General features: G+C 72.9%; 19 protein-coding genes. 15 read left to right on the top strand and 4 right to left on the bottom strand.

Features of this window, described 5'->3' with window-relative positions; genetic code table 11:
• The first annotated feature begins 36 nt into the window (after window positions 1–36).
• A complete protein-coding gene (locus BKA05_RS11185) occupies window positions 37–1,821 on the top strand; it encodes a proline--tRNA ligase (RefSeq protein WP_246289792.1) in 1,785 nt (594 codons plus the stop codon).
• 160 nt (window positions 1,822–1,981) lie between these two features.
• Here the strand turns inward: BKA05_RS11185 and BKA05_RS11180 are convergent, their stop codons facing one another.
• Complete coding sequence (locus BKA05_RS11180; protein ID WP_179531500.1) at window positions 1,982–2,608, bottom strand: TetR/AcrR family transcriptional regulator; 627 nt, start codon at window positions 2,606–2,608, stop codon at window positions 1,982–1,984.
• 22 nt (window positions 2,609–2,630) lie between these two features.
• Between BKA05_RS11180 and BKA05_RS11175 the strand changes: the two genes are divergently transcribed.
• Complete coding sequence (locus BKA05_RS11175) at window positions 2,631–3,419, top strand: HAD family hydrolase (RefSeq protein WP_179531499.1); 789 nt, start codon at window positions 2,631–2,633, stop codon at window positions 3,417–3,419.
• Window positions 3,420–3,664: 245 nt separating this feature from the next.
• Here the strand turns inward: BKA05_RS11175 and BKA05_RS20320 are convergent, their stop codons facing one another.
• Window positions 3,665–4,123 carry a DUF4439 domain-containing protein gene (locus BKA05_RS20320; RefSeq protein WP_179531498.1) on the bottom strand — a complete coding sequence of 153 codons (459 nt, stop codon included), beginning with the start codon at window positions 4,121–4,123 and terminating at the stop codon, window positions 3,665–3,667.
• Window positions 4,120–4,602, bottom strand: coding sequence for a hypothetical protein (locus tag BKA05_RS20315; RefSeq protein ID WP_179531497.1), 483 nt, complete (start codon window positions 4,600–4,602; stop codon window positions 4,120–4,122). Before BKA05_RS20315 ends, BKA05_RS20320 begins: the two co-directional genes overlap by 4 nt.
• A gap of 99 nt (window positions 4,603–4,701) precedes the next feature.
• Here BKA05_RS20315 and rimP point away from each other — a divergent pair, with 99 nt between their 5' ends.
• The 10 genes from rimP (at window position 4,702) to BKA05_RS11115 (ending at window position 14,492) form a co-directional block, all read left to right on the top strand.
• Window positions 4,702–5,214 carry a ribosome maturation factor RimP gene (gene rimP, locus BKA05_RS11160; protein WP_179531496.1) on the top strand — a complete coding sequence of 171 codons (513 nt, stop codon included), beginning with the start codon at window positions 4,702–4,704 and terminating at the stop codon, window positions 5,212–5,214.
• On the top strand, window positions 5,214–6,218 hold the full coding sequence (gene nusA / locus BKA05_RS11155; protein ID WP_179531495.1) for a transcription termination factor NusA: 1,005 nt from the start codon (window positions 5,214–5,216) through the stop codon (window positions 6,216–6,218). Before rimP ends, nusA begins: the two co-directional genes overlap by 1 nt.
• Window positions 6,219–6,317: 99 nt before the next feature.
• Entirely contained in the window at window positions 6,318–6,668 is a 351-nt protein-coding gene (locus BKA05_RS11150) for a YlxR family protein (RefSeq protein WP_343045626.1), read from the top strand.
• 118 nt (window positions 6,669–6,786) lie between these two features.
• Entirely contained in the window at window positions 6,787–9,642 is a 2,856-nt protein-coding gene (infB, locus tag BKA05_RS20065; protein ID WP_179531494.1) for a translation initiation factor IF-2, read from the top strand.
• Between the two features lie 227 nt (window positions 9,643–9,869).
• Window positions 9,870–10,382, top strand: coding sequence for a 30S ribosome-binding factor RbfA (gene rbfA / locus BKA05_RS11140; protein WP_179531493.1), 513 nt, complete (start codon window positions 9,870–9,872; stop codon window positions 10,380–10,382).
• Window positions 10,379–11,242, top strand: coding sequence for a tRNA pseudouridine(55) synthase TruB (gene truB / locus BKA05_RS11135; protein WP_179531492.1), 864 nt, complete (start codon window positions 10,379–10,381; stop codon window positions 11,240–11,242). The genes rbfA and truB overlap by 4 nt, the downstream gene beginning before the upstream one ends.
• A 163-nt stretch (window positions 11,243–11,405) precedes the next feature.
• Complete coding sequence (locus BKA05_RS11130; protein WP_179531491.1) at window positions 11,406–12,296, top strand: ATP-binding protein; 891 nt, start codon at window positions 11,406–11,408, stop codon at window positions 12,294–12,296.
• Window positions 12,293–12,472, top strand: coding sequence for a DUF1059 domain-containing protein (locus BKA05_RS11125; RefSeq protein ID WP_179531490.1), 180 nt, complete (start codon window positions 12,293–12,295; stop codon window positions 12,470–12,472). Before BKA05_RS11130 ends, BKA05_RS11125 begins: the two co-directional genes overlap by 4 nt.
• A gap of 43 nt (window positions 12,473–12,515) precedes the next feature.
• Window positions 12,516–13,451, top strand: coding sequence for a bifunctional riboflavin kinase/FAD synthetase (locus BKA05_RS11120; protein WP_179531489.1), 936 nt, complete (start codon window positions 12,516–12,518; stop codon window positions 13,449–13,451).
• A 51-nt stretch (window positions 13,452–13,502) separates the two neighbouring features.
• Window positions 13,503–14,492 (top strand): hypothetical protein, encoded by a 990-nt coding sequence (locus BKA05_RS11115; protein ID WP_343045625.1) that lies wholly within the window; start codon window positions 13,503–13,505, stop codon window positions 14,490–14,492.
• Here BKA05_RS11115 and BKA05_RS11110 read toward each other — a convergent pair.
• A complete protein-coding gene (locus BKA05_RS11110) occupies window positions 14,455–16,635 on the bottom strand; it encodes a molybdopterin-dependent oxidoreductase (RefSeq protein WP_179531488.1) in 2,181 nt (726 codons plus the stop codon). The two genes, BKA05_RS11115 and BKA05_RS11110, sit on opposite strands and share 38 nt — an antisense overlap.
• Before the next feature lie 156 nt (window positions 16,636–16,791).
• Here BKA05_RS11110 and BKA05_RS11105 point away from each other — a divergent pair, with 156 nt between their 5' ends.
• From BKA05_RS11105 to BKA05_RS11095, 3 genes are all read left to right on the top strand, one after another.
• A complete protein-coding gene (locus BKA05_RS11105) occupies window positions 16,792–17,034 on the top strand; it encodes a DUF6458 family protein (RefSeq protein ID WP_179531487.1) in 243 nt (80 codons plus the stop codon).
• Window positions 17,035–17,215: 181 nt separating this feature from the next.
• Window positions 17,216–17,491, top strand: a complete 276-nt coding sequence (gene rpsO / locus BKA05_RS11100; RefSeq protein ID WP_179531486.1) for a 30S ribosomal protein S15 — start codon at window positions 17,216–17,218, stop codon at window positions 17,489–17,491.
• Between the two features lie 232 nt (window positions 17,492–17,723).
• Window positions 17,724–20,003, top strand: a complete 2,280-nt coding sequence (locus tag BKA05_RS11095) for a polyribonucleotide nucleotidyltransferase (protein WP_415836753.1) — start codon at window positions 17,724–17,726, stop codon at window positions 20,001–20,003.
• Window positions 20,004–20,043: the final 40 nt, after the last annotated feature.

The raw sequence follows: 20,043 nt of genomic DNA, 5'->3' as shown, positions 1-20,043 counted from the left end.
AGGTTGTGACCGACCCGGCGCCGTAGCCTGTGGCCCATGAGTGCCCGTCACCCCCGCGTCCTGCGGATGTCGTCCCTGTTCGTGCGCACCCTGCGCGAGGACCCCGCCGACGCCGAGGTGCCGAGCCACAGGCTGCTGGTCCGCGCGGGCTACATCCGCCGCGCCGCGCCCGGCATCTACACCTGGCTGCCGCTGGGCCTGCGGGTGCTGCGCAGGATCGAGGGGATCGTGCGCGAGGAGATGGACGCGATCGGCGCCCAGGAGCTCTCGTTCCCCGCGCTGCTGCCCCGCGAGCCCTACGAGGCCACCAACCGGTGGACCGAGTACGGCGACGGCATCTTCCGGCTCAAGGACCGCAAGGACGGCGACTACCTCCTCGGCCCCACGCACGAGGAGATGTTCACCCTCGTCGTGAAGGACCTCTACAGCTCCTACAAGGACCTGCCGCTCTCGATCTACCAGATCCAGACCAAGTACCGCGACGAGGCGCGTCCCCGCGCGGGCCTGCTGCGTGGCCGCGAGTTCACGATGAAGGACTCCTACTCCTTCGACGTCGACGACGCCGGGCTGGAGGAGAGCTACCAGCAGCACCGTGACGCCTACGTCCGGATCTTCGACCGCCTCGGCTTCGAGTACGTCGTGGTGCGGGCCACCTCGGGCGCCATGGGCGGTTCGCGCTCCGAGGAGTTCCTGGCCAAGGCCGAGGTCGGCGAGGACACCTACGTGCGCTGCACGGCCTGCGACTACGCCGCCAACGTCGAGGCGGTCGAGGTGCGGGCGCCCGCACCCGTGTCGTACGACGCAGCGCCGGCCGCGCACGCCGAGCAGACCCCCGGCACGCCCACCATCGAGTCCCTGGTCACGCACCTCAACGAGGCGTTCCCCCGCAGCGACCGCCCCTGGGTCGCGGCCGACACCCTCAAGAACGTCCTGGTCCTGCTGCGCCACCCCACCGGGGAGCGCGAGGCGCTGGCGATCGGCGTGCCCGGTGACCGCGAGGTCGACCTCAAGCGGCTCGAGGGCCAGCTCGAGCCGATCGAGGTGGAGCCCATGGACGAGGCGGCGCTCAAGGAGCACCCCGCCCTGGTCAAGGGCTACATCGGCCCCGGCGGCATCGCCGCCGCCGGCATCCGCTACCTCGTCGACCCCCGGGTCGTGGAGGGCACCGCCTGGGTCACCGGCGCCGACGTCGAGGGCAGCCACGTGCTCGACCTCGTGGCCGGTCGCGACTTCACCCCCGACGGAACGATCGAGGCCGCCGAGGTGCGCGACGGCGACGCCTGCCCCCGCTGCGACGAGGGGACGCTGGAGAGCGCCCGCGGCATCGAGATGGGCCACATCTTCCAGCTCGGTCGCAAGTACGCCGAGGCGCTGGACCTGAAGGTGCTCGACGAGAACGGCAAGCTGGTCACCGTCACGATGGGCTCCTACGGGATCGGCTGCACCCGGGCCGTGGCCGCCATCGCCGAGGGGACCCTCGACGACATCGGGCTGTGCTGGCCGCGCAACGTCGCGCCCGCCGACGTGCACGTCGTGGCAGCCGGCAAGGACGAGGCCGTCTTCGCCGCCGCGGACCGGATCGCCCTCGAGCTGGCCGAGCAGGGCGTGGAGGTCCTCTACGACGACCGCACCGGGAAGGTGAGCCCCGGCGTGAAGTTCAAGGACGCCGAGCTCATCGGTGTCCCGACCATCGTGGTGGTGGGCAAGGCGCTGGCCGAGTCCGGCACCGTCGAGATCAAGGACCGGCGTACCGGCGAGCGCACCGAGGTGCCGGCCGACCACGTCGTCGACCGCCTCGTCGGGCTGGTCTCCGCGGGCTGAGGTCCCTCGGCCCGGCTGTCCGCCACGTCGAGCCGGCGTATTGATGCGCCGGTTCGGCGGGTGGTGCGGGTCGAGCCGGCGTATTGATGCGCCGGTTCGGCGGGTGGTGCGGGTCGAGCCGGCGTATTGATGCGCCGGTTCGGCGGGCGGGACGGGCAGGTCAGGACAGCCCGGCGACGAGGGCGAGCACGGCGGTCCTGGCCTCCTCGCGCGCCCGGGCCGGGTCCTCGGAGGCGGCCACGTAGAGCGCGGCCTCCCCGAGCGCACCCATCAGCAGGTGGGCCAGGGCGGGCACCGGGGCGTCCGCCGGTGCGAGGGCCCGCACACTCTGCTCGACCAGCCCGATGGCATGGCGGTGCCCGACCTCGCGCCAGGTCTGCCAGCCGAGCGCGGCCGGGCCCTCGACGAGGGTGATGCGGTGGATGGTCGGGTCGGCGCACGCGTCGAGGTAGGCGTCCAGCCCGGCGAGCAGCCTGGTGGCGGGGTCCGCGGGGTCGGCGCAGGCCTCCATCGCCTGCGAGACCCGGGCCACGACCTCGGCCTCGACCGACTCCAGGACCGCCGCGAAGAGGCCGGTCTTGCCGTCGTACTGGTGGTAGAGCGCGCCGCGCGTCACCCCGGCCGCACGGGCCAGCTCGTCGGTCGCGACGTCGGCGACGCCCCTGGTGGCGAAGAGCCGGCGCCCCGCCTCGACGAGCGCGGCCCGGGTGGTCGCGTTGCGCTCGGCCTGGGTACGCCGACCCGGAGCGGCCGCGGCGGCGGGGCGAGCGGGGCTGGAGTCGTCCATGGTGTCGCCTATGGTGCCCTGCATGGACGGCACGGGCGCGGCGGACACCACGAGCGGCACCGAGCGGGGGACCGGCCGGGGGGCCGGCCGGGGGGCCGGCCAGGGGGTCGAGGCGGTCATCTTCGACTGGGGCGGCACGCTGACCCGCTGGCACGACGTCGACTTCCACGCCGAGTCGCTCGCCCTGGCCGAGGCCGTACGCCGCACGCCGACCCGCGACGACGACCACCACGCCCGTGCGGCGCGGCTGCACGCCGCCGGCGGGGTCGTGTGGGGCCGCAGCCGGGACCACCAAACGTCAGCCACGATCGAGGACCTCTTCACCGAGGCAGGGCTCGACCACGACCCCGACCTGCTCACGGCCTACTACGAGTTCTGGGAGCCGCACACCCTCACGGACCCGGAGGTGGGGCCCCTGTGGGAGTGGCTGCGGGGGCAGGGGATCGCGGTGGGCGTGCTGTCCAACACCATCTGGCCGCGGGCCTGGCACCGGGGCTTCTTCGAGCGCGACGGCGTGCTGGGCCTGCTCGACGGTGACGTCTACACCTCCGAGCTCCCGTGGACCAAGCCGTCCCCGCTCGCGTTCGTGGCGGCGATGGAGGCCGTCGGTGCCAGCGACGCCTCGCGCTGCGTCTACGTGGGGGACCGGCTCTTCGACGACGTCTGGGGCGCCCAGCAGGCGGGGCTGCGCGCCGTCCACGTCCCGCACTCCACCATTCCCGCCGAGCAGGTCGGGCACACCGAGGGCGTCCCCGACGCCGTGGCCCACCGGCTTGCCGACGTGCGCGACATCGTCACCGCCTGGCTCTGAGCCGCTGGCGCACGGCCGAGAGGCCCGCGCGCGCCTGCGCCGAACTGCAACTTACTGCATTGCACATTTCTGAGGGAACGACCAGGAGTGATCGGGCCGGAGGGCGGGGCAGTATGCGTGCGGACCGGCGCGGTGCTCCGCACCGCAGCCGCCGTCCGGCCTCCCGGGGAAGATCTCGGGACTTCCTTCGGGAGGCCGGGCCCCTCTCGTCGGCTCTCCCGTCGGCCCCTCTGGCCGGCCCCGTCTCAGCGGGGGAGCAGGTCGCCCGCGCCGGGCATCGGCTCCGGCTCCGCCCCGAAGCGCACTGCTGAGACGGCCAGCTCGGTGAGCACGCCGGCGGCCCAGCGGCGGGTGCCCCCGGTGGTGCTGGCCACCAGGAACGCCCAGGCCTGCGTGCCGGCGCGCTCCACCCTTGCCGCCGCCCGCTCCACGTCGTCCGGTCGTCCGATCGGCGAGGGGACCGTGTAGGCGGCCTCGCTGCCCACCGGCTCCCGGCCCAGGTCGAGCAGCAGGGCGTGCAGCCGGTCGCGCCGGTCGCGGTGCTCCTCCCAGGCACGTCCGACCCGCGCGAAGAGCTCCGGCGTCGCGGACTGCGACGTCGCGGCCCCCAGCGACCCGAAGGTCCAGACCGCCGCGTGCTCCGTGGCCAGCACCCGCTGCAGGGCGTCCGCCAGCCGGTCCGAGGCCAGGTCGGCGCCGCTCACCGGGCCTCCTCCCCGAGGGTCGCCAGCTGCTGGGACACACCGGCCGCCGACGCGGCCAGCGCGCGGGCGAGGGGCCCGCTGTCGGCCGCGACGGCCCACGTCACCAGCCGCCGGGCCAGCCGCTCCTCCGTGCGTACGACGCTGCGCAGCGCCTCCGGGGCCTCGGCCGGGACCTCGGGCGCGACGGTGCCCCGCGCCGCACCGTCGGGGTCGAGGACCTGCAGCTGCGTGCGGTGGGCCTGCAGCAGGCCGGCCAGCCGCGGGCGCAGCGACGGGTGGGTGCGGCGGACGGCCCGCACCAGCGCAGCGGCCCCGGCCAGGTCGGCCCGGGCGTCCTGGAGCAGCGAGGTGTCGGCGCTCTCGGTGACCGCAGCCGGACGGGTCGTGGCCTGTCCGCAGCCCGTGGCAGCGAGCCCGAGCGTGAGTCCGCTCACGACCAGGGCGGTCCGTCGGCTCGGAGTGGGCATCGGGGTGGGCACCGAGAGACCCTAGGACATCGCGGTGGCCGCTAGGGTGTGCGGACCGGCGAGCCAGCAAGCCACAGCACGCTTTCAAGAGAACATCGGAGGACGCACCTCGTGAACAGTGCCAGTCAGGACGCGACGAGGGAGCGGATCGAGTCCGTGCTCACGGAGCCCCTCGGCGCCCTCGGCCTCGACGTGGAGGCCGTAGAGATCAGCCCGGCCGGGAAGCGACGGGTCCTGCGGGTCGCGGTGGACAAGGACGGCGGGGTGACCCTCGACGACGTCGCCGAGGCGACCCGGGAGGTCAACCGCGTCCTCGACGACTCCGACGTGATGGGCGAGCAGCCCTACACCCTCGAGGTGACCTCGCGCGGGGTCGACCGACCCCTGACCCTGCCGCGCCACTGGCGGCGCAACGCGGACCGCCTGGTGAAGGTCACCCTCGCCGACGGGTCCGCCGTGACCGGACGGATCGTCGCGGCCGGCGAGGAGTCGGTGACCCTGGAGGTCACCGGCCGACGCAGGGACCTGGCCTACGACGGCATCAGCAAGGCGCTGGTGCAGGTGGAGTTCAACCGCAGGAGCACGGCCACCGGTGACGGGGCCGACGAGGAGGGCGAGGACTGATGGACATCGACATGAGCATCCTGAGGATGCTGGAGCGCGAGAAGGAGATCTCCTTCGACGTCCTGGTCGAGGCCATCGAGCAGGCCCTGCACACGGCGTACCAGAAGACGCCGGGCGCCTACGAGGAGGCGCGCGTCGAGCTGGACCGCAAGACCGGGCACGTGACGGTCATGGCCGCCGAGCTCGACGACGACGGCAACAAGATCGGCGAGTTCGAGGACACCCCCGCCGGCTTCGGCCGGATCGCGGCGACCACGGCGAAGCAGATCATGCTGCAGCGGCTGCGCGACGCCGAGGACGACATCAAGTTCGGGGAGTTCTCCGGCCGGGAGGGCGACATCGTCTCGGGTGTCATCCAGCAGGGGCGCAACCCCGACGACGTCATGGTCGACCTCGGTCGCCTCGAGGCACTGCTGCCGCCGGGGGAGCGGGTCCCCGGTGAGCGCTACGAGCACGGGACCCGCATCAAGTGCCTGGTCGTGTCGGTGCGCAAGGGGATGCGCGGCCCCCAGATCACCCTGTCGCGCTCGCACCCCAACCTGGTCAAGAGGCTCTTCGCCCTCGAGGTCCCCGAGATCGCCGACGGCTCGGTCGAGATCGCCGCGCTGGCCCGGGAGGCGGGGCACCGCACCAAGATCGCGGTCATCGCGCGGGGGCAGGGCGTCAACGCCAAGGGCGCCTGCATCGGGCCGATGGGCCAGCGGGTGCGCAACGTGATGGCCGAGCTGCACGGCGAGAAGATCGACATCGTGGACTGGTCCGAGGACCCCGCCACGCTGGTGGCCAGCGCACTGTCGCCGGCCCGGGTCACCTCTGTCGAGATCGTCGACGCCGCCACCCGCTCCGCGCGTGTGGTCGTGCCGGACTTCCAGCTCTCCCTCGCCATCGGCAAGGAGGGGCAGAACGCTCGCCTGGCGGCACGGCTGACCGGCTGGCGCATCGACATCCGCTCCGACGAGCAGCCCGCGGGTGCCGCCGAGGCGACACCGCCGGCCGACGGCTGAGGCAGCACCCCCAGCGGCCCCCGGCGACGCCACACCCGACCGCGGGGGTGGCGCTCCCCGGTTCGGTCCGGGGCCCACGACGCGCTAAGGTGGTGCGCGGTGGCTCGCCAAGACACAACCCCCGCGCGCTCGGACCTGTCGTCCCCGGACGGTCCCGTCCGCACGTGCGTGGGATGTCGGCAGCGGGTCGCCAGACGCGAGTTGCTGCGTCTCGTGGTGGGTGAGCAGGACGGTCGACCGGCCGTCGTGCCCGACCCCACCGGGAGCGCAGCCGGCCGCGGGGCGCACCTGCACCCCACGACCGCGTGCTACGAGCTGGCCGTCCGACGGAAGGCCTTCGCCCGAGCCCTGCGAGCAGCAGGCGGGCAGGGACTCCCGACGGACGCGGTGGCGACGTACCTCACCCGCGTGCCCGACAGCCGCGACCGGACACCAGACCCGGACGCATGACCAGGAACTGGAGCAGCAGCTCATGAGCACTCGATGAGTACTTCCCGATGAGTTTGCACCACCACTAGCGGTCTCGAGGGACACCCCGGACGAGGGTCTCGAGGCCAGAAGGAGAATTGTGGCCAAGACCCGCGTTCACGAGCTCGCCAAGGAGTTCGGAGTCGAGAGCAAGTTCGTTCTCGAGAAGTTCAAGGAGATGGGGGAGTTCGTCAAGTCGGCGAGCTCGACCGTCGAGCTGCCGGCCGAGATGCGCTTCCGCAAGGAGATCGGCGAGAAGCTCAAGGCCGAGCAGGCCAGCGCTCCGGCAGCGGCTGAGAAGCCCGCCGCGAAGCCGGCCCCCAAGCCCGCTGCGAAGCCCGCCGCCGAGGCGGCTCCCGCCGAGCCCGCCGCGGCGAGCGCCCCGGAGGCGCCCGCGGCCGAGAAGCCCGCCGAGAAGGCACCCGCCACGCCGGGGCCCAGGCCCGGCCCCAAGCCCGGCCCGAAGGCCCCCGCGGCCCCCGAGCCCACGCCGGCCCCGGCCGCCGAGCAGCCGGCTGCCGAGACCACCGAGGCCGCGCCCGCCAAGCCGGCGGCACCCGAGGCCCCGGCCGCGTCGGCCTCCCCGGCCACGCCCAAGGCACCGGCCCCGCGTCCGGTCGGCAGGCCCGGCACGCCGCGGCCCGGCAACAACCCCTTCGCCTCCAGCCAGGGCATGGGTCAGCGTCCTGCTCCCCGCCCCGGCGCGGGCGGGCCGGCTGCACCCGGCGGTGGCGCCGGCGACCAGCGTCCGCCGCGTCCGCCGGCCGGCCGTGACGGTGGCGCCCCGGGTCGTCCGGGCATGCCGCGTCCCAACCCGGCGATGATGCCCAAGTCCCCGGCCGCCTTCGGCCAGGGCCCCGGCGGTCGTCCCGCGCCCGGTCGCGGCGGTGCTCCGGGTCGTCCCGGTGCCCCCGGTCGTGGCGGTGCCCCCGGTCGTGGCGGCGGCGCTCCCGGCGCCGGTCGTCCCGGCGGCGGTGGCTTCGCCGGTGGCGGTCGTCCCGGTGGCGGTCGTCCCGGCCAGCGCGGTCAGACGCAGGGTGCCTTCGGTCGCCCGGGCGGTCCCTCGCGCCGTGGTCGCAAGTCGAAGCGGGCCCGTCGCCAGGAGTTCGAGGCCATGGAGGCCCCGACCCTGGGCGGGATGCGCGTCCGCAAGGGCAACGGCGAGGTCGTCCGGCTGGCGCGTGGCGCCTCGCTGACCGACTTCGCCGAGAAGGTCGGCGTCGACGCCGCCCAGCTCGTGCAGATGCTGTTCCACCTCGGCGAGATGGTGACGGCGACCGAGTCGGTCAACGACGAGACGCTCGAGCTGCTCGGCGAGGAGCTCAACTACGTCATCCAGATCGTGTCCCCCGAGGACGAGGACCGCGAGCTGCTGGAGTCCTTCGACCTGGAGTTCGGTGAGGACGAGGGTGGCGAGGAGGACCTCGTGGTCCGCCCGCCGGTCGTCACCGTGATGGGTCACGTCGACCACGGAAAGACCAAGCTCCTCGACGCGCTGCGCTCTGCCAACGTCGTCGACAAGGAGGCCGGTGGCATCACCCAGCACATCGGTGCCTACCAGGTCACGACCGACGTCGACGACAACGAGCGACGCATCACCTTCATCGACACCCCCGGTCACGAGGCGTTCACCGCCATGCGTGCTCGTGGTGCCCAGGCCACCGACATCGCGATCCTGGTCGTCGCCGCCAACGACGGCGTCATGCCGCAGACGGTGGAGGCGCTCAACCACGCCAAGGCCGCCGGTGTGCCGATCGTGGTCGCGGTCAACAAGATCGACCTCCCCGAGGCCGACCCGACCAAGGTGCGCGGCCAGATGGCCGAGTACGGCCTGGTGCCCGAGGAGTACGGCGGCGACACGATGTTCGTCGACGTCTCGGCCAAGTCCGAGCTCAACCTCGACCGGCTGCTCGAGGCCGTCGTCCTCACCGCCGACGCGTCCCTGGACCTGCGGGCCAACCCGACCCAGGACGCCCAGGGTCTGGTCGTCGAGGCGCACCTGGACCGCGGCCGCGGCCCGGTCGCCACGGTGCTGGTCCAGCGCGGCACGCTGCGCGTCGGTGACTCGATCGTCGCCGGCCCCGCCTACGGCCGTGTCCGCGCGATGCTCGACGAGCACGGCGACAACATCGAGGAGGCCGACCCGTCGCGTCCCGCGATGGTGCTGGGTCTGAACGCCGCCCCCGGCGCCGGTCAGAACTTCATCGTCGTCGAGGACGACCGGATGGCCCGCCAGATCGCCGAGAAGCGCGAGGCGCGCGAGCGTGCGGCCATGCAGGCCAAGCGTCGTGTCCGCCGCTCGCTCGAGGACTTCATGGCCTCCATGGAGAAGGGCGAGAGCCAGGAGCTCAACCTCATCCTCAAGGGCGACGTGTCCGGCTCGGTCGAGGCGCTCGAGGACGCCCTGTCCAAGATCGACGTCGGCGACGAGGTCGGCATCCGGGTCATCGACCGCGGTGTCGGTGCGATCACCGAGACCAACGTCGACCTCGCGGCTGCCTCCGACGCGATCATCATCGGCTTCAACGTCCGCCCGCAGGGCAAGGCGACCGAGATGGCCGACCGCGAGGGCGTGGAGATCCGGTACTACTCGGTGATCTACCAGGCCATCGAGGAGATCGAGGCTGCGCTCAAGGGCATGCTCAAGCCGGAGTACGAGGAGGTCTCCCTCGGCAGGGCCGAGATCCGGGCCATCTTCCGCTCCAGCAAGATCGGCAACATCGCCGGCTGCATGGTCACCGAGGGGCTCATCCGCCGCAACGCCAAGGTGCGCCTGGTGCGCGACGGCGCCGTGGTGGCCGACAACCTCGACCTGGCCTCGCTCAAGCGCGAGAAGGACGACGCCTCCGAGGTCCGCGAGGGCTTCGAGTGCGGTCTGGTGCTGCGCAACTACCAGGACATCAAGGAAGGCGACTTCGTCGAGGCCTTTGAGATGCGCGAGATCCCGAGGAGCTGATTCCCGCACCCCGGACGGCGCCTCGCTGCGTTGTCGGGCCTCGACGGCCCGCTCCGCTCGAAGGCCGCCTTCGGCCCTCCGCCTTGCGAGGCATCCGACCGGGGCACGGGCATCAGCCCCTCTCACTGGCCGTACGCCGGGCCGGTCCGTCACCACGGACCGGCCCGGCGTCGGCCGTCCCGCCCCAGGACCCACCCGGTCCCGCCCCAGGAGTAGAAAGACCCCCCATGAGCAACCCGCGCGTGCGCAAGATCGCCGACCGGATCCAGGTGATCGTGGCCGAGATGCTCGAGCGCCGGATCAAGGACCCGCGCCTCGGCTTCGTCACCATCACCGACGTCCGGGTCTCCGGAGACAGCCAGCAGGCCACGGTCTTCTACACCGTGCTCGGCTCGCCCGAGGACCAGGAGGCCCAGCTCGCCTCGACGGCCGCCGCCCTGGAGTCCGCCAAGGGGCTGCTGCGCTCCGAGGTCGGCAAGCAGCTGGGGATGCGCCACGTCCCGACGCTGACCTTCATCGCCGACGCCCTGCCCGAGACCGCACGGCACCTCGAGGAGGTCCTGGCCCGGGCCAAGGCCCAGGACGAGGCGGTCGCCGCCGCCCGCGTGGAGGCCTACGCCGGCGAGCAGGACCCGTACAAGAAGCCGCGCGACCTCGACGACGACGACGACGACCTGGACGACGACCGGCACGACGACCTGGACGACGACCGGGACGACGACCGGGACGACGAGGCGTGACCCAGCCCGGGCTGGTCGTGGTCGACAAGCCCGGCGGCATGACCTCGCACGGGGTGGTGGCTCGGGTGCGCCGGCTCGTGGGCACCCGCAAGGTCGGGCACGCCGGCACGCTGGACCCGATGGCGACCGGGGTGCTGGTGCTCGGTGTCGACCGGGCCACGCGGCTGCTGGGTCACCTGATGCTGACCGACAAGGCCTACGACGCCACGGTGCGGCTGGGAGTGAGCACCACGACCGACGACGCCGAGGGCGAGGTGGTCGCGTCGGCCAGTGCCGCCGACCTCGACGTCGCTGCGGTCGCCGCCGCCTTCGCGACCCAGGTCGGGGAGATCGAGCAGGTGCCCACGGCCGTCTCGGCCATCAAGGTCGACGGCAAGCGCGCCTACCAGCGTGTCCGCGACGGCGAGCAGGTCGAGCTGAAGGCCCGCCCGGTCACCGTCCACGAGCTGCGCGTCGGCGAGCACCGCGTGGTCGGGGACCACCTGGACGTCGACATCTCGGTGCGCTGCTCCTCGGGCACCTACGTCCGCGCCATCGCCCGGGACGTCGGGGCCGCGCTGGGCGTGGGAGGACACCTCACCGCCCTGCGTCGCACCGCGGTCGGACCCTACGACCTCGGTGTCGCCCGGACCCTGGACCAGCTCGAGGCCGACCCGAGCGTGCTGCCGGTCGCCGACGCCGCGCGGGCCGCCTTCCCCTCCCTCGACCTCGACGAGGAGGAGGCGGGATCGGTCCGGGTGGGGCGCGCCCTGGAGCGTGACCTGGCCGGGCTGACGGCCCTGTTCGACCCGAGCGGGGAGTTCCTCGCCCTCTACGAGCCGCGGGACGGCGTCGCGCGGGCGGTCGCGGTCTTCGTCTGAGCGGACGTCCGGTCACGGGGGTCGACGCTCCGTGACCGTCCGCGGTGCGGACGTGGCCCGTTCGGGCCATGGCCACCGTGCCGGTCGAGCCGAAAGTCGCCGCGACCCTGTCCCCGGTCGTCCCCGGCGTACTAGCCTCGGACGTGGGAGAGAGGGGTCGGGGATGACCCGCATGCGGTTCCGCGGGCCGCGCGTCATCGAGGGTGGCCGGATGGGGGAGGCCACCGATGCGCGTGTCGCCGCTGTGCTCGACGTGCTCGCGGGAGGGCGCGCCTCGGTCGTGGCCGAGCGGCACGGGGTCGACCCTGCGCTGCTGCACCGGTGGACCCAGGCCTTCACCGAGGCCGGGACGGCTGCGGTCACCAACCGGCCCGGGCCGGACCTCGCCGTGCAGCGCGACCGGTTCCTCAGCGTCTTCACCCACGGCCTGCGCTCGCCGCTGGCCGTCGCCCAGGCCTGGGTGGGCCTGCTCGGTGACATGTCGATCGATGCCGCTTCGCGTCAGCAGGCACTGGTGCGCCTGCAGGCCGCGCTGGACCTGCTCGACGAGCGCACGGGGGAGGTCGAGCTGCTGACCGCCGCCATGCTCGGGCGCATCGAGCCCGACCCGCGGGCCGTCACCGTCGGCGAGGTCGCCGCCTCGCTCACCGTGCCCGAGGAGATCGGCGGTGACGGCGCGCAGGTCGTCCTCCACGTCGACGTGGACCTCTTCCCGCGCATCGTCCGCGACCTGTGGAAGGCCGCGGTGTCGACCCGGCCGGCCCCGCGCCGCGTCCACCTCGACGTACGCCGTGACGCCCCGTGGACCGAGCTGCGCATCGTCCGCGAGGGCGACCCGGTCGACCCGGAGACCGCCCGCGCCCTCTTCGAGCCCTTCGACGCCCCGGGAGGTGGGCTCTCCGGGATCACGGTCGGGCTCTACCTCGCCCGGGCGCTGACCGTGGTGCACGGCGGCACGGTCGGCATGGAGCAGGACGAGCACCGCGCGGTGCTCTGGGTGCGGGTCCCCGATCCTGCCCCCGCCGACCCCCACCACGAGGAGGAGACCTCATGAAGTTCCAGCTCGCCTGCGGCGACGTCATGCCCGGCTGCCCGACCAGCTTCAGCGCCGGGTCCCAGGAGCAGCTGCTCGGCGAGGTCGCGACCCACGCGGCGCAGGAGCACGGGATCACCGAGATCACCCCCGAGGTCGCCGCGGCGGTCTCGGCGAAGATCCGCGTCGTGGAGTGACCTGCTGCCCTGCGGGGTGACCGGCCGCCAGTAGGGTGCTGACGTGCAGCTGTGGCGGTCCTGGGACGACGTGCCGGACGACCTCGGTCGGACTGCGGTCGTCATCGGCAACTTCGACGGTGTCCACCTCGGCCACCGCCGGGTCCTCGCCCGCGCGCGGGCCGTCGCCGACGAGCGCGACCTGCTGCTGGTGGCGGTCACCTTCGACCCCCACCCGATGGCGGTCCTGCGTCCCGAGCACGCCCCCACGTCGCTGACCTCCCTCGAGACCCGCGCCGAGCTGCTGGCCGGGGCCGGCGCCGACGCCGTGCTCGCCCTCCCCTTCGACCGCGAGGTCGCGACGTGGTCCCCCGAAGAGTTCGTGGAGCGCGTGCTGGTCGACGCGCTGCACGCGGACGCCGTCGTGGTCGGTGCCAACTTCCGTTTCGGCCACCGCGCCGGGGGTGACGTGCGCACGCTCACCGAGACCGGGGAGAAGCACGGCTTCACCGCCGAGGGCATCGCGCTGGACGGCGGGCCCCAGGTCTGGTCCTCGACCTACGTCCGCACCTGCCTGGCCGCGGGCGACGTCTCCGGCGCCGCCCAGGCCCTCGGACGCGCGTACGCCGTCCGCGGCACCGTGGTCCGGGGCGACCAGCGCGGCCGCGACCTGGGCTACCCCACGGCCAACGTGCCGACCGACCCGATGGCCGCCGCCCCTGCCGACGGGGTCTACGCCGGCCGGCTGACCCGGCTGGACACCGGTGAGTCCTACCCCGCGGCGATCAGCGTGGGCACCAACCCCACGTTCCACGGGGAGCGCGCCCGCCGGGTGGAGTCCTACGTCCTCGACCGCACCGACCTCGACCTCTACGGCGTCGAGGTGGAGGTGAGCTTCGTCGAGCGGTTGCGGGGCATGGTCACCTTCGACTCCGTCGACGAGCTCGTCGCGCAGATGGCGGCCGACGTCGATCGCGCCCGCGAGCTGCTGGCGGGCTGAGGAGTGGTCCTGCCGGGCCGCCACGACCGGGGCGGCCGCGACGGTGACCCGGTGGCCGCCGCGGACGCGTGGTTCCTGGCCAACGGCCTGTCCTACTTCGTCCCCGAGTGCCGTCGCGAGGCCCGCGACGCGCTGTCCCCGCGGCGTACCGTCCCGCGGCTGCTCCTGGTGGCACTGGTCGCCGCCGCCGCGGGGGTCGCCCTGGCCTGGGGGACCGGCCAGGTCTCCGCGGCGCCCGCGGTGGTGCTCACGCTCGTGCTGGTGGCCGTGGGCTCCTACGCCCTCACGGTCCTCCACGTCCGCCCGATCCTCTCCTGGGCGCTGCGGCGCACGGCCTCCTCGCTGCCCTCGCTGCTGCCCCAGATGACCCGGGCCCTGCCGCTGCTGCTGATCTTCGTGACGTTCCTGTTCATCAACGCCGAGGTCTGGCAGCTGGCGGCGTCGCTGCAGACGGGCACGCTGTGGCTGGTGGTGCTGCTCTTCGTCGGCATGGCGGTCGCGTTCCTGCTGGTGCGGCTGCCCGAGGAGGTCGACCGGGCCGACGACGCGGTCGACGCCGACTTCCTGCGCCGCGCCTGCCGTCGTACGCCGCTGGAGGAGGTGTGCGAGGAGCTGCTGGCCGACCCGGGGGCCGACCCCGTGGCGCGCGCGACGGTGACGGGCTTCGAGCGGGGCAACCTCGTGCTGTTCCTGGTCATCGTGCAGTTCGTGCAGGTGCTGCTGCTGGCGGCGACGGTCTTCGGCTTCTTCCTGCTCTTCGGCGCGCTCACCATGGGCGTGGGGGTGCAGGAGGCCTGGACCGGTCTGGAGCGCGACGCCATCCACACGCTGCCCTACCTCGCCCAGGTCTCGGTGCCGCTGGGGAAGGTGTCGCTGTTCCTCGGGTCGTTCTCGCTGCTCTACCTCACCGTCTCGACCGTCACCGACGAGGCCTACCGCGAGCAGTTCTTCGGCCTGGTCACCCGCGAGCTCGAGCGGGCCGTCGGGGTCCGGGCGGTCTACCTCACCCTGCGGGAGCGGCGGGAGCAGGGCTCAGCCTGACCGGTGTCCCGTTGAGCGCGGCGTTCCCTGACACGTCGAGACGCTCGGGGTCGGTGAGGTCGTTGATCGAGACCCCGGGCACCGTCGCCGCGTGCGTGAGCCGCGTCCCGGGCAGCGCGTGGCCGTAGCCGTGGGGGAGGGAGACCACCCCCGGCATGACGTCCTCGCTGGCGGCGCACTCGACGTCGACGGAGCCGACCCGGCTGGTGACGGTCACGACGTCGCCGTCGCTGATGCCCCGGGCCCGCAGGTCCTCGGGGTGGGCCAGCAGCTGGTGACGGGGACGGCCGCGGGTGAGCCGGGCGGTGTTGTGCAGCCAGGAGTTGCAGTCACGGCTGTGACGCCGGCCGATCAGCAGCAGCTCGTCGGGCTGCGTCGTGGGCCCGGTGTCCAGTGAAGCCCGCAGGCGCGCGATGTCGTCCACGACCAGCCGGGGCGTGAGGTCGATGCGCTTGTCCTCGGTCTGCAGGCGCTCGGGCAGGCAGGGCCGCAGCGGGCCGAGGTCGACGCCCTCGGGGCGGCGACGCAGGGCCCGCCAGGTCAGGCCGTAGCGGTTCCCGCGCAGCAGCAGGGGTAGCAGCAGCCGCGGGCTGGCAGCCATCCGCACCCGTTGCTGCAGCCGTGCCCGCCACGGCGCCCGGGGGCCCAGCCGCGCCGCCAGCCGCGTGGCCAGCGCGCCGAAGACCTCCCAGTCGTGACGGGTGCCCGGCTCCTTGGGCAGCAGCGCCGGGGTGAACCGGGCGGTGTTGCGGATCGCGAGGCCGTGGAAGACGAGGTCGTACTGGTCGCGCTCGAGGGCGGTGGTCACCGGGAGCACGACGTCGGCGTGCCGGGTGGTCTCGTTGAGGTAGAGGTCGATGGCGACCATGAAGTCCAGGGAGTCCAGCGCCCGGGCCAGCGCACGGCCGTCCGGGGTGGAGAGCACCGGGTTGCCGGCGATGGTCACCAACGCCTTGATCTGCCCCTCGCCCGGGGTCTCGATCTCCTCCCGCAGCACCGAGACCGGCAGCTCCCCGGCGAACTCCGGGAGGTCGCGCACCCGGCTGCGCCACCGGTCGTGGTGGCCGGGGGAGACGATGCGCCTGCCGACCGTGTCGATCGCGGGCTCGGGGAACATCACCCCGCCCTCGCGGTCCAGGTTGCCGGTCAGGACGTTGAGCAGGGTCACCGCCCACTGGCAGATCGACCCGAACCCGTGGGTCGAGACCCCCAGGCGACCGTAGACCGCCGCCCGCTCGGCCGCGGCCAGCTCGCGGGCCAGCCGCTCCACGTCGGCCGCGGGGACGCCGCTGACCCGCTCGGCCAGCTCGGGGGTGAAGTCGGCCACCAGCCCCGGGAGCGCGTCAAGGTGGTCGACGTACGCCGGAGCCGTCACGAGGTCCTCGCGCAGCAGTACGTGGACCATGGCTAGCAGCAGCGCGGCGTCGCTCCCGGGCCGGACGAACAGGTGCTCGTCGGCGACCTTCGCGGTCTCCGTGCGGCGGGGGTCGACGACCACCATCCGTCCGCCGCGCGCGTGCAGCTCGCGGACCCGGGTCGGGAAGTCGGGCACCGTCATGATGGAGCCGTTCGAGGCCATCGGGTTCGCGCCGAAGACCAGGAACAGGTCGGTGCGGTCGATGTCGGGCACCGGCAGCATCAGCTGGTGGCCGAACATCTGCCAGGCGAGGAACTGGTGGGGGACCTGGTCCACCGAGGATGCGCTGAACCGGTTGCGGGTGCGCAGGCTGCGCACGAACGCGCTGCCGTGGGTGGCCGACCCGAGGGAGTGGACGTTGGGGTTGCCGAGGTAGACGCCGACGGCGTCGCGGCCGTGCTCGGTCGAGGCGGCCGCCAGCCGGTCGGCGACGAGGTCGAGGGCCTCCTCCCACGTCATCTCCTCCCACCGGGCCTGCGGCCCGGAGCCGATGCGGCGCACCGGCCGGCGCAGCCGGTCCGGGTCGGCGTGGACGTCGGCGAGGGCGACGCCCTTGGGGCAGACGTGCCCACGCGAGAGGGGGTCGTCGGGGTTGCCGCGGATGCCGGTGACCTCGCCGTCGGTGAAGGTGACGCGCAACCCGCAGATCGCCTCGCACAGGTTGCACACCCCCAGCCGGGTGCCGGTGAAGCCGGAGGGGATCGGGGAGTCCGCGAGCAGGCCCATGACGGCATCGTGCCACCGCCCGCCCCCGGCAGAGCGTGAGCAGCGCTCTTACCCGTCCGGGTGAGCGTGTCGACGCCCAGTCGGGGAAGAACGCTGTGTGGGCACCACAGCCCCGGGCGCGCCGATGCGTCCGCACCCCGAGAAGGAGTAGTGATCATGGGTTACGGAGCCGGAGGCTTTCTCGTCGTCGTCGGGCTGATCCTGGCGCTGGCCGTGCAGGACGCCGTCAGCGGAGTGGACCTGCAGATGATCGGCTGGATCATGACCATCGTCGGAGTGGCACTGCTGGTGCTGACCGCCGTCACGCTCAACCGCCGCCGCGAGACGGGCACGGTCTCCTCGACCACGCACCCCGACGGGTCGGTCACCGAGCGCCGCACCTCCCACCACGACGTCTGACCCGCGCCGCGGGCACCCGGGCCCCGCACGGGCGAGGATTTCCACCCTCGCCCGTGCGGGGCCTATTCTCGTCCGGATGCCGTCCAACGGCCGCGGATCCAGAGTGCCCGGGTGAACAGGCCCCGGCGCGCCGCGCAGCGAACAGGCCCCAGCACACGACCAGGGCCGGAAGGAGACCCGTATGTCGATCGGTACCGACGCGGAGACCAAGAAGAAGATCATCGCCGAGTACGCCACGACCGAGGGTGACACCGGCTCGCCGGAGGTCCAGATCGCGCTGCTCTCGCACCGCATCTCGCACCTGACCGAGCACCTCAAGCAGCACAAGCACGACCACCACAGCCGTCGCGGTCTGCTGCTCCTGGTCGGCCAGCGCCGTCGCCTGCTGAACTACCTGAACAAGAGCGACATCGCGCGCTACCGCTCGATCATCGAGCGTCTCGGCCTGCGCCGCTGACGCACTGCCTGACCTCAGGGCGGAGCGGTCGCCCGACCCGGGCGGCCGCTTCGACGCATTTCCGGCCCCGACCACTAGGCTCGGCGTCGTACAACTGAACAACCATCCACACCAGGAGTGACCCGCTCGCCCGGCTCGGTCCTCGGTAGTGGCTCTCAGAGCGTCGGCCGCCGTGCCGCGCGGCTGCGGGCCTCGATCGAAGACCGGCACCTTTTTCGCGGGACGCAGCGGGATGCTCTGCAACCACGAAGGACCACTCTTGACCGAGTCCCACACGGCTGAGCCCGTGATCTCCGCCGTCGAGACCGTCATCGACAACGGCTCGTTCGGCACCCGTACCGTCAAGTTCGAGACCGGCCTCCTGGCACGCCAGGCCGCCGGTTCCGTGACGGCCTACCTCGACGACGAGACGATGCTGCTCTCGGCGACGACCGCCGGGAAGCACCCGAAGGACCACTTCGACTTCTTCCCCCTGACCATCGACGTCGAGGAGCGGATGTACGCCGCGGGCAAGATCCCCGGCTCGTTCTTCCGCTCCGAGGGTCGTCCGGGCGAGGACGCGATCCTCACCTGCCGCCTCATCGACCGCCCGCTGCGCCCGACCTTCAAGAAGGGCCTGCGCAACGAGGTCCAGGTCGTCATCACCGTCCTGGCCCTCGAGCCGAACACCCCCTACGACGTGCTGGCCATCAACGCCGCGTCGATGTCCACCCAGCTCTCCGGCCTGCCGTTCTCCGGCCCGGTCGGCAGCGTGCGCGTGGCCCTGATCGACGGCCAGTGGGTCGCCTTCCCGACCCACTCCCAGCTCGAGGACGCCGTCTTCGACATGGTCGTGGCCGGCCGCGTCACCGACGCCGGCGACGTCGCGATCATGATGGTCGAGGCCGAGGCCACCGAGACCGCCTTCGGCAAGGTCCAGTCCGGTGCCCAGGCGCCGACCGAGGAGGTCGTGGCCGCCGGTCTCGACGCCTCCAAGCCCTTCATCAAGCAGCTGTGCGAGGCCCAGTCCGAGCTCGCTGCCGCCGCGGCCAAGCCGGTCCAGGACTTCCCGGTCTTCCTCGACTACGAGGACGACGTCTACGAGGCGGTCGAGTCCGCTGCCCGCGAGGACCTCGCGGCCGCGATGAGGATCGCGGACAAGCAGGAGCGCCAGGACCGCACCGACGAGATCAAGGACGGCCTGCTGGACCGTCTCGCCGGCCAGTTCGAGGGCCGCGAGAAGGAGCTCGGCGCGGCGTTCCGCTCGCTGAACAAGGCACTGGTGCGCGAGTCGATCCTGCGCGACAAGGTCCGCATCGACGGGCGTGGCCTCGCCGACATCCGTCCCCTGCACGCCGAGGTCGGCCTGATCCCGCGCGTGCACGGCTCGGCGCTGTTCGAGCGCGGCGAGACCCAGATCCTGGGTGTCACCACGCTGGACATGCTCAAGATGGAGCAGCAGCTCGACACGCTGTCGCCGGAGAAGCACCGCCGCTACATGCACAAGTACGTCTTCCCGCCGTTCTCCACCGGCGAGACCGGTCGCGTGGGCTCGCCCAAGCGCCGCGAGGTCGGCCACGGCGCGCTGGCGCGTCGCGCGCTGCTGCCCGTGCTGCCGGACCGCGAGGAGTTCCCCTACGCGATCCGCCAGCTCTCCGAGGCCATGGGCTCCAACGGCTCGACCTCGATGGGCTCGGTCTGCGCCTCGACCCTGTCGCTGCTGCAGGCCGGCGTGCCGCTCAAGGCGCCGGTCGCCGGCATCGCCATGGGCCTGGTCTCCGGTGAGATCGACGGCCAGACCACCTACGTCGCGCTCACCGACATCCTCGGTGCCGAGGACGCGTTCGGCGACATGGACTTCAAGGTCGCCGGCACCCGTGAGTTCGTCACCGCCCTGCAGCTGGACACCAAGCTCGACGGCATCCCCGCCGAGGTCCTCGGTGCCGCGCTGAAGCAGGCGCGCGACGCCCGCCTGACCATCCTCGACGTCATGGCCGAGGCCATCGACGCGCCGGAGGAGATGTCGGAGACCGCGCCGCGGATCCTCACCATCAAGATCCCGGTCGACAAGATCGGCGAGGTGATCGGTCCCAAGGGCAAGGTCATCAACCAGATCCAGGACGACACCGGCGCCTCGATCTCCATCGAGGACGACGGCACCATCTACATCGGTGCCACCGTCGGGTCCCAGGCCGAGGCCGCCCGGTCGGCGATCAACGCGATCGCCAACCCGACCATGCCCGAGGTCGGCGAGCGCTACCTCGGCACGGTCGTCAAGACGACCAACTTCGGTGCGTTCGTCTCGCTGATGCCCGGCAAGGACGGCCTGCTGCACATCAGCAAGCTGCGCTCGCTGGCCGGCGGCAAGCGTGTCGACGCCGTCGAGGACGTCGTCTCGGTGGGCCAGAAGATCCAGGTCCAGATCGCCGAGATCGACGACCGCGGCAAGCTCTCCCTGACCCCCGTCGTCGAGGACGACGGCGCCGAGGGCGAGGGCGAGACCGCCACGGAGGAGACCGCCTCCGAGGAGTGATCCTCACCAGCACGCCGTGACCGACCCGCCCGAGCCACCG

The organism is Nocardioides marinus, from assembly GCF_013408145.1.
Lineage (GTDB): Bacteria > Actinomycetota > Actinomycetes > Propionibacteriales > Nocardioidaceae > Nocardioides > Nocardioides marinus.
The sequence above is the reverse complement of the archived record's forward strand: the minus strand, read 5'-3'. Positions and strand labels throughout refer to the sequence as shown.